The 14,274-nt window shown below is 52.4% G+C and carries 8 protein-coding genes; 1 reads left to right on the forward strand and 7 read right to left on the reverse strand.

Annotated elements, in window-relative coordinates:
* Positions 1–177 precede the first annotated feature (177 nt).
* Positions 178–2,859 carry an ABC transporter permease gene (locus tag ABD949_RS01385; protein WP_425576713.1) on the reverse strand — a complete coding sequence of 894 codons (2,682 nt, stop codon included), beginning with the start codon at positions 2,857–2,859 and terminating at the stop codon, positions 178–180.
* Between the two features lie 11 nt (positions 2,860–2,870).
* On the reverse strand, positions 2,871–3,209 hold the full coding sequence (locus tag ABD949_RS01390) for a PadR family transcriptional regulator (RefSeq protein WP_345239863.1): 339 nt from the start codon (positions 3,207–3,209) through the stop codon (positions 2,871–2,873).
* A gap of 175 nt (positions 3,210–3,384) precedes the next feature.
* Here ABD949_RS01390 and ABD949_RS01395 point away from each other — a divergent pair, with 175 nt between their 5' ends.
* A complete protein-coding gene (locus ABD949_RS01395) occupies positions 3,385–3,834 on the forward strand; it encodes a hypothetical protein (protein WP_345239865.1) in 450 nt (149 codons plus the stop codon).
* Positions 3,835–3,898: 64 nt separating this feature from the next.
* Here the strand turns inward: ABD949_RS01395 and ABD949_RS01400 are convergent, their stop codons facing one another.
* From ABD949_RS01400 to ABD949_RS01420, 5 genes are all read right to left on the reverse strand, one after another.
* On the reverse strand, positions 3,899–6,328 hold the full coding sequence (locus tag ABD949_RS01400; RefSeq protein ID WP_345239867.1) for an ABC transporter permease: 2,430 nt from the start codon (positions 6,326–6,328) through the stop codon (positions 3,899–3,901).
* A gap of 87 nt (positions 6,329–6,415) precedes the next feature.
* Positions 6,416–8,806 carry an ABC transporter permease gene (locus ABD949_RS01405; RefSeq protein ID WP_345239869.1) on the reverse strand — a complete coding sequence of 797 codons (2,391 nt, stop codon included), beginning with the start codon at positions 8,804–8,806 and terminating at the stop codon, positions 6,416–6,418.
* Positions 8,807–8,898: 92 nt separating this feature from the next.
* Complete coding sequence (locus tag ABD949_RS01410; RefSeq protein WP_345239871.1) at positions 8,899–9,363, reverse strand: nuclear transport factor 2 family protein; 465 nt, start codon at positions 9,361–9,363, stop codon at positions 8,899–8,901.
* A 9-nt stretch (positions 9,364–9,372) separates the two neighbouring features.
* Positions 9,373–11,781 (reverse strand): ABC transporter permease, encoded by a 2,409-nt coding sequence (locus ABD949_RS01415; RefSeq protein ID WP_345239873.1) that lies wholly within the window; start codon positions 11,779–11,781, stop codon positions 9,373–9,375.
* Between the two features lie 36 nt (positions 11,782–11,817).
* The gene (locus tag ABD949_RS01420; RefSeq protein ID WP_345239874.1) at positions 11,818–14,229 is read right to left on the reverse strand and encodes an ABC transporter permease; all 2,412 of its coding nucleotides are present in this window, start codon (positions 14,227–14,229) and stop codon (positions 11,818–11,820) included.
* Positions 14,230–14,274: the final 45 nt, after the last annotated feature.

The following is a 14,274-nucleotide window of genomic DNA, read 5'->3' on the forward strand; positions in this document are numbered from 1 at the left end:
GAAAGGTGTGGCTGTTTACTGGTCAAGCAGTTGTATAGCATTGCACAAATGCAGTGCCAGCAGCCAAATCTAACCCAAAAGCGCATTTTACAAGCAGCAATGTCCGCTTTTGGACAGCCGCCGTACTGAAATGGACAGCATTATGTACAGGTTAGCCAGAGGCTGGCCCGTACACGATTACTCCGACCGCAAACTGGTAATTGGATTCCCCAGTGCAGCTTTAATGCTCTGAAAGCTGACCGTCAACAGGGCGATCAGGATTGAGAGAATAGCTGCGGATACGAACGTCCAGATGCTGATGTCAATGCGGTACGGGTAATTTTCCAGCCAAGCCCGAATGGCATACCAGGCGGCCGGAAAGGCTAAGAGAAAGGAGAACCCCACTAATCGCAGGAAGTCTGAGGAAAGCAGTTGAACAAGGCTTGAGACAGAGGCCCCCATCACTTTGCGAATACCGATTTCCTTGGTACGTCGCTCGGCCGAGAGGGTAGCCAGTCCAAACAGGCCAATGCAGGAAATGAAGATGGTCAGAATGGCCCCGAACAGCATAATCTGCTTCCATTTGGCTTCGGCTTCGTACTTACTGCGGTTGTCCTCATCCAAAAAGGTATACGCATACGGGTTAATGGGGAATAGCTTTTTGAAGGTTTTTTCGATGTAATTCAGACTGGCAGTTTCTGAGCCGGGCTTTATTTTGATGAAAGCTTTACCATAGCTGTTGCCGGGCTTCATCGTAAATAACTGCGGCCCAATCTTCTGATTCAATGACTCGAAATGGTGGTCCTTCACAACTCCCACAACTCGGTACTTCTCATTGGGATTATACCAGAAGTCGACTACCTGTCCAAGGGGGTTCTTCCAGCCGGATTCTTTCACAAACGTTTCGTTGACCAGCACCGATTGCGTAGAGTCGGTCGGCAGATCAGCCGAAAAGTTGCGCCCTTTGACAACGGGTATCCTGAACAGAGACAGATACGTGGGGTCGACCGTTTCGTAGGTGAAGTTCTGTTGCGTTTCGCCGTTTATTTTGGCTATCGTACCCCACTGACCACCATTCTTAAGCGCAACCGACACAATAGTCGGGTTCTTCAGCAGTTCTTCCCGAAACAGTTTAGCTTCGCTATGCTTTAGGCCCGACTTTTCGACACTAATCACATGGGTATCGTCATAACCCAGACTTTTTGTGGTGAGGTAATCGAATTGCGCGTGAATGGTGAGGGTCCCAATGATCAGAAAGGAAGCGATGGCAAACTGCAGCACTACCAGCGACTTCTGCAGGTAATTTCTACCCGATAGCCGGAACCGGCTGTAGAGTGTTTGGACAGGATTGAAGCTCGACAGCACCAGCGCCGGATAAAACCCAGCCAACAGCCCGGTCACAAAGAACAGCGCAATATAGCCGGCCACCAGGTTGGCATCAAACAGGTACGAGAGCGCCAATGCTTTGTTGGAGAGTTGATTGAAGGTAGGCAGCACCAACTGCACCAGAATCAGCCCGAAAGCAAACGCACAGAAGCACAGCAGGAACGACTCGCCCAGGAACTGAAGCGTCAATTGCGTTCTGCCCCCGCCTACTACCTTCCGGATCCCAATTTCCTTTGCTCGTTTCAGCGATCGTGCTACCGTCAGATTAACAAAATTGATACAGGCAATCACCAGAATAAACAGCGCAATACCCGACAGAATATAGGAGTATACGGGATTACTGCTATCCACCAGCCCATTATCGGCAGGCAGTTCTTTGTTCAGGTGCATATCGGTAAAGGGCTGAAGCGCGTACTCCACCTTGCTTTTGAACCCGTATTTAGTGGCCATCTCTTTGATAGTCTCCTTCGCATCGGCCAGATAAATCTGGTTCATTTTCGACGCTACCCGGCTTATATCCGCCTTTGGCTCCAGCAAGACAAACGTGTTCAGGAAAATATTGAACCAATTCGTCTTATTCTCCATGTCCTCCTTCGAAACCACTAATGGCACCAGCACATCAAATTTTATGGAGGAGTTTTGGGGGCTTTTCTGCGCTACACCGGTTACGGTATAGGGCTCAAACTGGCTATTCTCAGCATAGGAGTCCTTGAATTGAATGATCTTCCCTAACACATCGGTAGTCCCAAACTGCTTTTTGGCCATTTCGTCGGAAATCACCACTGACTTCGGTTGCAGCAGGGCCGTTTGCGGATTACCGCTAAGCAAGGGAAATGAAAAGACAGCGAAGAAATTGGGATCGGTAAAAAGCACCTGCTGGCTTGTCACCTCGGTGCCTTGTTTTATATCGTAGCGGTGGTTCCGGATGCGCACAAAGGACTGGATTTCCGGTACACCCTCCGAAAATTTAGGCCCCTGAAAATAGCCCGTGTTTCCCCCAACACTCTCCTGTTTGCCTTCGGGAGTAATATTCCTGGTGGTAATCCGGTAAATGTTCGGGTTGTTGGCGTGGAACTGGTCGTAGCTGACCTCATCTTTAGTATACAGCATAATCAGCATGGCCGCGGCTAAGCCGATACTGAGGCCAATCACATTAATGAAGGTATAAACCTTGTTATGGGCCAGGGTCCGCCAGGCGATGGTCAGGTAATTGCGTAACATATCAGGACTTAGTATAAAGGTGGTTCGGTACTCCGGTTGTGGATACTCGTGTGATTGTATGGGTTTGGCAAACGGTCGCAGTAATCGTAGCACACTAATGCCATACCGCCGGTTTGCCTCCTTTTCACCGACGGTCTGAACCCAATAGTCGTGAAGCTCAAGTAAATCGCCCTGCACCTCTTCGAGCGTATCAGGATGGCCCCACCAGGTCAGTAGCTTTTCTGCCCAGCGGGGCGGTTTAACAGTTCCGGGGCTATACGGTCTCATGTTCATGGCTGTATGAATTAAGAGCCCATCAGTTGCAGCGTCTGCGGAGGCAGCGCCCGCCACAATTCATCACGAACCAACTTAACCTCGTGCAAGGCTTTTCGGCCGGTCGCTGTAACCATGAAAAAGCGTTTCCGGCGACCGCCCCGCTCGGCAGTGGCTCCACCCATCCGGGACGACAAATACCCTTTCTCTTCCAGCCGCTGTAAGGTCGTATGAACGGTGCTGAAGCCGACCGCGCGACCGATTTTCTGCTCTAACTCCTGCGTAATGGTAACGCCGTAAGCCTCTTCGTCGAGGACGGCTACCGTTAGCAGAACTACTTCTTCAAACTCTCCCAAAAAGGCCCGTTTCATGCCGCTGCTATTTTATACGATAATGTCGATCAAATGGAATGCCAATATAGAAAAAGCTATATTTCAGAGAACTGGCGCGGCTACACCTTTAGATAATGTCCACTTTTGGACAGTGAATGTACTGAAATGGACAGAGATTATTTCTTAACTTCGCCTACCAATCTCGTACACCACTATGTACAACACGCGCTACTCAGGCAGCCCCATCGTCCACGAGGAGGAGATGGGGGTTAATGCCCCAATGGAACACCAGCGGGTTATTAGTAAGCTGAACGTTGGGCTGGGGAAGCTGTACTATTACGACAAAGCCATCCGGCTTGAACCCCTTCCGGAAACGATGCTGGACGAAGGCCGCACCAGTCCAACACCCGACCTGGTGCTCTATGACAATTCAGCCGATCAGATCCCCATCATTATTGAAGTATGCCATACTCGCGGTTTGAAAGGCGATTTGCAAAAGGTAATCAGCTTAATTGAAAACGCACCTTACGACATTCGCGAAGGCTTTGTGTATAACTACAAAACCAGCCAGTGGCTTCGCTACCGTCTTGGTGATGGCGGAACAGCCACTGAATCATCGTTTTCTGAGATTCTGCAGTTGGATTTAGACCAATTTCTAAAATAGATCAATTCTGCAGCCCAATGTACGGGTCAGCCGAAACGTCGGACCGCTCTGGCTGGCCCGTACATTACTCCGTCCGTAAGCTCTTCACCGGATTCATCAGGGCGGCTTTCAAGGTCTGGAACGAAACCGTCAGTAAGGCAATCAGCAGCACTACGGCAAACGGCAGCACAAATACCTCCCAGTTGGGTGTGATGCGGAAGGCATACCCCTGCAACCATTGGCTAACGGCGTACCAGGCAATGGGCGTAGCGACCAGAAAAGCGATTAAGACTAATTGTGCAAACTCTTTGTAAAGCAACCGCAGGATTTCCGGAATCGATGCCCCCAGCACCTTCCGGATACCAATCTCCTTAGTACGCTGAACGGTGGTAAACGACGCCAGCCCGAACAGGCCCAGACAGGCTACCAGAATAGCCAGACCAGTGAATAAGCCAAATACCTGTCCAAAGCGCTGGTCAGCGCGGTATTGCTCGTTGAAGCGATCGTCGAGAAACGTATACTCGAAGGGATTGCCGGGGAAGAAGCGGTTCCACTCATCACGCACTTTGTCGATGGTACTACGGATGTCACCCGCAGCCATTTTAACGGAAAAATAGCCGCGTACATCCGGTATCAGGCGGAGAATCAAAGGCTCATACGCATCCCGGAGCGACTGCTGGTGAAAGTTATCGGTTACGCCTACAATCGTAAAGATTTCACCCCAAAAGTTTATCTCTTTTCCAACGGCTTGTTCCGGTTGCGCAAAGCCCAGGTGCTGAGCCGCCATTTTGTTAAAAACAACAGCCTTAGGGTCGGTGCCGAACTCTTTGGCGAAGTTACGGCCGGCCAGCAATTTCAGATCATAGGTCTTCAGGAAATCATAATCGACGCCAATGATGCGGTACTGTTTACCGTCGCCCTCTGCGGTTCCTTTCAAGCGAATACCGCCGGCGTTCCAGTCTGATGCCTGACCGGGCACCACCGTCGACGCGGCAATATGCCGAATGGATGGCTGACGGAACAGTTCCTCCTTAAAAGCCGTCATCTGCCGCAAAAACGTAGAGTCGTTCTTAATAATGGGCGGATTAATGATCAGCGTCTGGTCGATATTAATACCCAGCGACTGCTCCCGCATGAATTGAATCTGCCGGAACACTACAAACGTACCCACCAGCAGAAACAGGGAAGCCGCAAACTGCAACACCACCAGCCCCTTCCGGAGTACGGCGCCCTGTCGCGACGCGCTTACTTTCCCTTTCAGCACAGCCACCGGATTGAAACTGGACAGCACAAGCGCCGGGTATAGTCCTGAGAAGAATACCCCAATAAGGTATAATCCAGCCAGCGCCAGCCAGAAGTTACCTTTGCTCAGCAGCGATAACGTCAGCTCGTGCCCCGACAGGTCGTTAAACAAGGGTATGGCTACCATCACCATGATTAAGGCCAGTACTACAGCCAAACCATTCAGCAAAGCGGACTCCATCATAAACTGCCGGATAAGCTGACTCCGCTGCGAGCCAACCGCTTTCCGCACACCCACTTCTTTGGCCCGGTTGATCGCCCGTGCCGTGGCCAGGTTGATGTAGTTGACCCAGGCAATGATTACAATGAAGAACGCCACGCCCAGCAGGAGGTATACCGTGGTACCGTCACCATTGGGCTCGGCTTCTTCCATGTAATGCGAGTACAGGTGGATGTCGCGTAGAGGCTGTAGCAGGTAAATGGCCGCCGACCGGTATTTTTTGTGCTCCTCTCCGGCCAGTTTGTCAACTACCGTCGGGAATTTGGCTTCCAGGGCAGTAGGGTCAGTACCGGGGCGGAGCAGCAGGTGCGTTAGGCAACCATCCCACTGCCAGGCCGTTTCGGGACCGCTACCGTCCGGGTTACCCGCTTTTACCTGATTGACAAACGTGACATACGACCGCAGCATATCTATCTTCAGGTGCGTGTTGGTCGGCAGGTCTTTCAGTACACCCGTTACCTTATACACCTGCTCCGCGTTAAGCTGAATGGTTTTGCCAATCGGGTTCTGAGTACCAAACAGCCGCCGGGCCACCGTCTCTGTGATAACCGCTGTATTAGGCTCCGCCAACGCCAACGCAGGGTTGCCCTGCACCAGCGGATACGAAAAGACTTTGAAGAAAGAAGCCGAGGCCCAGTAGACCTTCTCGATCTTCAGCCGCTCGTCGCCGTTGGTAGCAATCATGGCCCGCGACTTCACCAGCTTCACATAATCCTCAATCTCGGCAAAAGCATCCTTAAACGAATTGCCTGCGGCAAACGCGCCACCTGCCCATTGGGTACTCAGCACGCCATCGTTGTAGCGGTCCTGCCGAACCCGATAGATACGGTCACCTTTCGAGTGGAGTTTATCAAAACTCAATTCATAGCTGACATACTGAAGAATCAGCAGACAGGCCGCAATCCCGACCGACAGGCCGACGATGTTGATGAACGAAAAACTCTTGTGCCGCAGCAGGTTGCGGAGGGCGATTTTGAGGTAGTTGCGGAGCATGGTGTTTGAGTGTGCAGTTTGCAGTTCTCAAGCGGCTGATTGACCGGCATCTTATTCTGCCTACTGTAAACTGCACACTGAGAACTTTTATTCTGCCCTCAAAGACGTAACCGGATTCATAAACGCTGCTTTGATGCTCTGAAAACTTATGGTGACAAAGGCAATTAGTAACGCGCCTATACCGGAGACGACAAACACCCACCACGGCATATCAATCCGGTAGGCGAAGTCTTCCAGCCAGCGGCTCATCGCGTACCACGCAATCGGTGAAGCAACCAGAATAGCGACCAGTACCAGCTTCAGGAAGTCGAAACTGAGCATCGAGATGAGACTTGGTACAGACGCACCCAGCACTTTCCGGATACCGATCTCTTTGGTACGGCGTTCTGCGGTAAAGGTAGCCAGACCAAACAGGCCCAGGCAGGCAATCAGGATGGCCAGCCCGGCGAAGATGCTGAAAATACGCGCCAGCCGCTGTTCAGCTTTGTATTGTCGGTCGAAGTCCTCGTCCAGGAATCGGTATTCAAACGGGTAACCGGGGAAACGTGATTTCCAGAATTGTTCTACCTGGGCCACGGAGGCCGGCACATCGCCGGAGCCAAGCCGCAAGGCCATGTAACGGAACGCATACGGCGCGATAAAGGTCAGCACCGGTTTTATCTTTTCCTGTAAGCCATGCTGGTGGTAATCGGCCAGTACACCAATTACCTGCCCACCCTCGAGTCCGGCGGTGCTTAATTTCTTACCTACGGCTTCTTCCGGCTTCCAGCCAAAAGCCCGGCAGGCGGTTTCGTTCAGCAAGACACCACTGGTGGCATCGGTGCTGAAGGCAGTGGAATAATCACGACCATGCCGAATGTTGAGCCCCAGGGTTTTGGCATAATCATGGTCAACGGTAATTACCTCCAGCGTGACGGCCTGGTCCTGCGGCCGCCCTTCCACCCAAACTAACTGCCCTTCCCACCCCGATTGACCCGGCAAGGCGGCTGTTCCGGTTACCGTCTGAACATTGGGCAACGCGTTAGCCTGCTGCTTAATGCTTTCGTAGTTCTCGATGAAGTCCCGGCGCGGTGTTTTGCGGAGTTCTATCGCCAGCACGCGTTCCTTATCAAAGCCAAGTGTCTGGTTTTGCATGTATTTTAACTGACGGCTAACCACCAGCGTACTGATAATAAGCACCAGCGACACGCTGAATTGGAATACGACCAGCCCCTGACGCAGCCAGGTGCCTGTTGCCGTCGTTGAAAGCCTGCCTTTTAACGTATCCACGGGCCGGAACCGCGCCAGCACCAGCGCTGGATACCAACCCGCTACCACACCTGTAAACAGCAAAAAGCCCAGAATGACCAGCAGCGCCACCGGTTGCCGCAGTAAGGCTACGGTGATGGTCTTTTCGGTGATGTCATTTAACAAGGGCAACATCAGCACCACAATTATTAAGGCCAGTATACCCGACAACAAAGCCAGCAATAGCGATTCGCCGATAAACTGCCCTACCACGGCATAGTAGGCCGCTCCAATGGTCTTGCGGATGCCCACTTCTTTCGCCCGTTCGCCCTGGTGTGCGGTAGTCAGGTTAATGAAGTTGCTACACGCCAGCAGAAGAATAAACAGCCCGATGATGCCCAACAGCTGTAATTGCCTGGCGCTGCCGGTGGCCCGGTTGAGACCGCCGGCTTCGGAATGCAGGTAGATGTCGGGTACGGCTTCGAGGGTATGCGTTACCTCATAGCCATTGTTACGGTACTCCTGACCATTATACCGCATCGACAACGCCGAAATCTTCGACTCCGCAGCGGCCGGGCTGGCGTTTTCCGGCAGCAGTACATAACAGGTTTCGTCCCAGGTAAACCAGGGCGTGCGGTCGCCACCCGTTGCGTAAAACGTGGAGAGTGACAGCAGCACCTGAAAATCCATATGCGAAGGCTGTGGCTCAGCCAGTACACCCGTTACGGTAAACGGCAACGTATCGCCCAGCATCAGCACCTTCCCCAGGGCCGACTTCCCGCCAAAGTATTTCCAGGCCGTACTTTGGGTAAGCACCAGCGAATAAGGCTCACGTAAGGCAGTTTGCGGGTCTCCCTCCAGTAACGGGAAAGAAAATACGTTTAGAAAGTGTTCCCCAGCGAATAGCTGCTTTTCGTAGAAGTACTGGTTGTTGTATGTAATGGCCAGATTCGTCGTTCGCACCGGTACTACTTTGTCAACCTCGGGTACCTCGGCTTCTATTTTTTGCGCCAGCGGCCGGCCTACCGTGCTGTTTACGCCAGACTCACCCTTTACGCGGGTATTGGTAAGCACCCGGTAAATGCGGTTGCCCTTCTCATGGAACCGGTCAACCCGCCATTCATCAAAGATGTACAGGCTGATCAGGCCAAAAGCCGCCAGACCAATGGTAAGGCCAAATATGTTGGTAAAGGCATATACCTTGTTTTTGAAAAGGCTGCGTACAGCCACCTTCAGGTAGTTCCGGAGCATTTGCGTAGAATGGGTGAGTGGTTGATTAGCTCATCGGTTGAATAGCTGAGTAGTTAACTAATAACCAGTGAACCACTCAACTATTCAACCCTTCACGGTCTAGCCTGTGCGTATTTAGGTGGAGATTGCCAGAGTACATTCACAATGTACCAGGTGCCATTCTCCTTCATCAGGTGCAGGTAATCAATACCCCACACGGCCCTGACCTTGGCAGCCGCCGTTTTATCAGCTATTTCAAAGATTTCCACGTCTCTCGGAGATTGTCCATTAGCCCGGTTTCCGTCTTTATTCCAGACCTTGGCCAGCCGCACCAGCGCTGGAAACGGCATTTCCAGTTGTTTGGAGTAGCTGTCGGCCTTCGCATCGAAGGAAAACCCGCGCTTCTGCAACGTTGGATGTACACTCTTATACGCCAGCGTGGTATCTGCTCTATAAAAAGCATCGATGTAGTTGAAACAGGCCTGCTTAACGGCCGCCACATTGTCAATCTGGCTACTCTGGGCGTATGCGCCGGAGAAAGCAGCGGTAAACAGGGACAGGAAGATGAATTTTTTCATGGTTATCTATTATTCAGTCTTTAAACTCTTGACCGGGTCCTGAAAAGCGGCCCTGATGGATTGCAGACTTACCGTCAGAAAGGCAATGGCGATGGCCAGTATACCCGCGATGACAAATACCCACCACGGAATATCGATCCGGTAGACAAAGTCTTTCAGCCACTGGTTCATGGCGTACCACGCCAGAGGAGAAGCAATCACAAGGGCAACCACAACCAGCTTCAGAAAATCTTTAGAGAGCAGGGTTACAATGCTCATAACAGAGGCACCCAGGACTTTACGGATCCCGATTTCTTTGGTGCGCTGAGCCGTAGTGTAGGCGGACAAGCCAAACAGCCCCAGGCAGGCCAGGAAAATTGACAGAAACGCAAAGACACTGAAAATACGGCCGGTTCGTACTTCACCGGCATAAAGCTTACTGAACTCCTCGTCCATAAACTCATATTCAAACGGCCGGTCAGGTACCAGCGCTCGCCATTTAGCCTCCAGATACTGTAAGGTGCTTTCGAGCTGATTACCCGATAGTTTGACCAGCATAACATTTCCACCGCCCTCGGGAAAAATCACCAGCGGCCCGACCTGTTGCTTCATCGAGGCAAAGTGGAAATCTTCTATTACGGCTTTTACCTCGCCTTTGCGGTTGCCACCCATGTCCATTTTCTGGCCGATAGCCTGCTGTGGGGTCCAGCCCAGTTCTTTCACGGCCGATTCGTTCAGGACAAAATAGTAGTAATTCAGCGTATCACCGTCTGGTCTGGAGGCCATTTCAACATCTTTCTGGGTGAGATCCCGGCCGGCAATGATGCGCAGACCCATCGTGCGGATAAAGTCCTCATCAACCGGCAGACCATTGGCCATTTTGTACTGATCGTCGGGCATGTCCTGCCGGTGCATACCGTAGCCCCCATTGATGTACACCGGCGACTCATAAGCCAGCGTTATATCCCGTACGTTGGCATTCTGTTTGAATACGTTCTTCAGGGATTTAATCTTTTCGACCACCTGCTTGTCGGCCGGCAGCACCAGCACATGGTCTTTATTGTAGCCAAGCTTCTTGTTTTGAATAAACGAAAGCTGATTTTGTACGATGAGGGTGCTGGTAATCAGGAAAGCTGTAATGGCAAACTGAAACACGATCAGTGCCCGGCGGAATTGGCCGGCCCCGACCGTTTTCAAATTACCTTTCAGCACCTTCACCGGACGGAACCGAGCTAGTATCAAAGCCGGGTAGGTACCGGCAATGAGGCTTACCAGCAGGGCAACTCCAAGCAGCAGCAACAGGTATTTGGGCTGTACCCACATGTCAAACGTAAACGCCCGCGCCGACAACTCGTTGAACAGCGGCAAGGCCAGATAAGCCAGTAATACCCCTAGTAATAATGCCGATAACGTTACCAGCACCGACTCACCGATGAACTGCCCGAACAACTGCGCCTGAAGCGCCCCCATTACCTTTCGGACCCCCACCTCCTGCGCCCGCTCCACCGCCCGCGAGCTAGCCAGGTTGACGTAGTTAACGCAGGCAATAATCAGAATCAGGAGGGCAATAGAGCCAAAGATGTAGATGTAAATCAGGTCGCCGTTCGGCTCGAAGTTTCCTTCTACATCTGAGTACAGATGCACCCGGCGCAACGGCTCCAGATTATAAGTCAGATAATCTTTACCCGTCAGACTCAGTTCGCCGAACTGCGTTTTCATAAACGCCGGAATCTTCACCTGTAGGGGCGCAATAGACTCTGGCCGACGCAGCAGCAGGTAGGTAGCATAATTGGCTGAATACCACTGCTCAGGCTCTCTGGCTGCGGCTAGCGTGGTAAACGAAGCCAGTAAATCATACTTTATCTGGGAATTGGCCGGGCAATCCTGCACTACACCCGTAACGGTAAAATCTTTGTCACTCCGTCCGGTATTGATCCGCAGCACTTTACCAATAGGCTCCTCCTTGCCGAAGTACTTTTGCGCCGTTGATGCCGACAGCACAACCAGGTTAGGCCCGGCCAGCACCTGTTGCGGATTGCCCTTCAGGAGACGGAACGAAAAGATATTGAACAGCGACGAGTCTGCATACACAAAACGTTTTTCGCTGAACTGCTGGTCACCGTATCGCACAACCGCCTGACCGTTCAGCAACCTCACCGCCGACTCCACTTCCGGAAATTGCCGGCCAAACTCCGGACCAACTCGGGTGCCGGTCACGGGTGCTTTACTGACCTTTCCCTCCAGGCCAAACTCCATGGTAACGCGAACAATCCGGTCACCATTCTCGTGGAAATCATCATAGCTCAGCTCATGCGACAGGTACATGAACAGCAGCAGACACGAGGCCAGTCCAACGGCCAGACCAAAGATGTTAATCAGCGAGAACCCCTTGTTTCTCCAAAGGTTCCGCCAGGCGATTTTGAGGTAGTTCTTTAGCATATGTTTTAGGTTTGCAGGGGCCGACTCCTACATGTATCACTCCGCGCGAAGCGAACGAACTGGATTCATCAAGGCTGCTTTGATACTCTGGAAACTGACAGTCAGGAAGGCGACGGCTACCGCTATAGCGCCAACCACGACGAATACCCACCACTCGATGCCGATGCGGTAGTTGAAATTCCGGAGCCACTGGTCCATGGCGTACCAGGCAATGGGTGTGGCAATCAGAATAGCAATGAGCACCAATTTTAGAAAATCTTTGCTGAGCATCGAGACGAGGCTCGGTACCGACGCGCCTAATACTTTACGGACGCCAATCTCCTTGGTGCGCCGGCCAATGACGAAGGTTGCCAGGCCCCAAAGACCCAGACAGCAGATGATTAAGGCCAGACCGGCAAAGACGCGCAAAAGCGTAAACTGCCGCATTTCTTCTTCGTACTGCTCCTGCAGGCTCTGATCCAGAAACTCGGCATCGAAATAATCGTCGGGATAAAATTTGCGCCAGACGCGCTCAATCGATACCATGGCGGCAGTGTAGTTACTGGTGTGCAGCTTCACGCCAATGCTACGGTAGAAATACGGGAAGTTCATCATCACCATCGGCTGAATCGGGTTGCGGAGCGAGCTGGTATGGAAATCTTTTACAACACCTACAATCTCGGCATTGATGCCATTCAGGCCGACACCGATTTTACGTCCGAGTGCCTGCTCGGACCGCGAATACCCCAGCGCTTTCACCGCGTTTTCGTTCACCACAAACACATACCGCCGTTGCTCCTCTGGAACGCTACTCGCAATAGCCAGCGTGTCGCTGTGGGCAAGGAAGCGGCCGGCCAGCAGTCTAAGTCCATATGTCTTCAGATAATCGGCGTCGGCTATTTTGAGCGCAATGCCTATTTTCTTCTCCTGATTGGCAGGGTCAGGCCGCATGTCGGTACCAAAGTTGTTACCAGATGTGGGGGCACCCAGCGCAAACGTAATGTTGTCGACGCCCGGAATCTGCCTCAGCTCCTCAGCAATTGGTGTCAGATTCTTTGTCTGGGGTATTCCAACCGTCACAATGGCCTCCCGGTTAAAGCCCAGGTCCTTCTGGCGGAAGTAATTCATCTGCCGGTAGACAATCAGCACCCCTACGGCCAGCACCAGCGAAATTGTAAACTGAAACACCACCAGGCCCTGCCGCAGCCAGCCCTGGCCACCCCGGCCCGGTTCAGCTATCGATTTCAGCACCCGAACGGGCTTGAACCGCGACAGAAAAAACGCTGGATACACCCCCGCCGATACGGTGGTCAATAAAGCTAAGATGACCAGCAGGCCTACAGCCTCTGTCCACCGAAAGGCAATCTGCTTTTGCAGAAAATCATTGACCTGCGGCAGCAGACTATAACTGAGTACCAGGGCCAGCAAAGCCGAGAAGGCCGCCAGCCAGAAGGCCTCGCTTAGAAACTGCCGCACCAACTGGCCCTGCGTGGCCCCCACTACCTTCCGTACACCCACCTCGCGGGCGCGGGTCATGGCGCGGGCGGTAGACATATTGATGAAGTTGACGCAGGCAATCAGCAGTACAAACAAGCCCACAGCACCGAAGACGTAGATGTATGTCGGTGCGATAGCCGGAGAGAATTGGCTGCCCTCGTAATCCGTATTAAAGTGAATGTCATAAAGTGGCTGAAGCAGCAGCTCGTTCTGCTCACCTTTACGATCGGCAAAGTATTTTTGACTCGCGGCAGCCAATCGGGCGGTGTACTGCTCTGGCGCCTTTCCTTCGGGCAGCAGCGCAAACACACTTCCACCAGAGCGCACGCCCCATTGGTCGATACCGAGTTGAAAATAATCTTTCATCGTGGCAAACGACACCAGCATACTCGCGTTCAGGTTCGACTGCGAGGGAATGTCACGCATAAGACCGGTTACCTGCACAGTGACTCTGTTGTCCAGGCGAAATGTTTTACCGACCGCCGGGGCCGTGCCAAAATATTTCCGGGCGGTAGTTTCACTTAATATAACCTGGTTAGGCTGACCGAGTGCAACCCGGCCGTTACCGGTCACCATCTCCACATCGAACATATCGAGCAGCTCCGGCTCCGCAAACAGCACCCTGTCTTCCAGCAGAATTTTCTCCCGCGAAATGGTTACCGACACATCCCGGTCTGCGTGAATGCGGGTGATCTTTGACCAGTCGGGAAAATCAAGACGCATGGCCGGTGCCAGGGGATAGGGTGACGTACCCGAACGATCCACCTCCTCACCAGTCGTCTGGATTTGGTTAACCCGGTAAATACGCCTGCCGAGCCGGTGATGCTGGTCGTAGCTCCACTCGTTCTGGATGAACAGCAGAACCAGCAGACAAGTCGTCAGTCCAAGCGTTAGACCCAGCAAGTTGATACTGGTCGTGGTCGGGTGCTTCAGCAGGTTCCGCCAGGAGATTTTGAGGTAATTTCGTAGCATATGGTTATAATTTTGTACGAACCAGCCAGAGGCTGACCCGTACAA

The sequence above is a fragment of the Nibrella saemangeumensis genome, assembly GCF_039541915.1.
GTDB classification, from domain to species: Bacteria; Bacteroidota; Bacteroidia; order Cytophagales; family Spirosomataceae; genus Nibrella; species Nibrella saemangeumensis.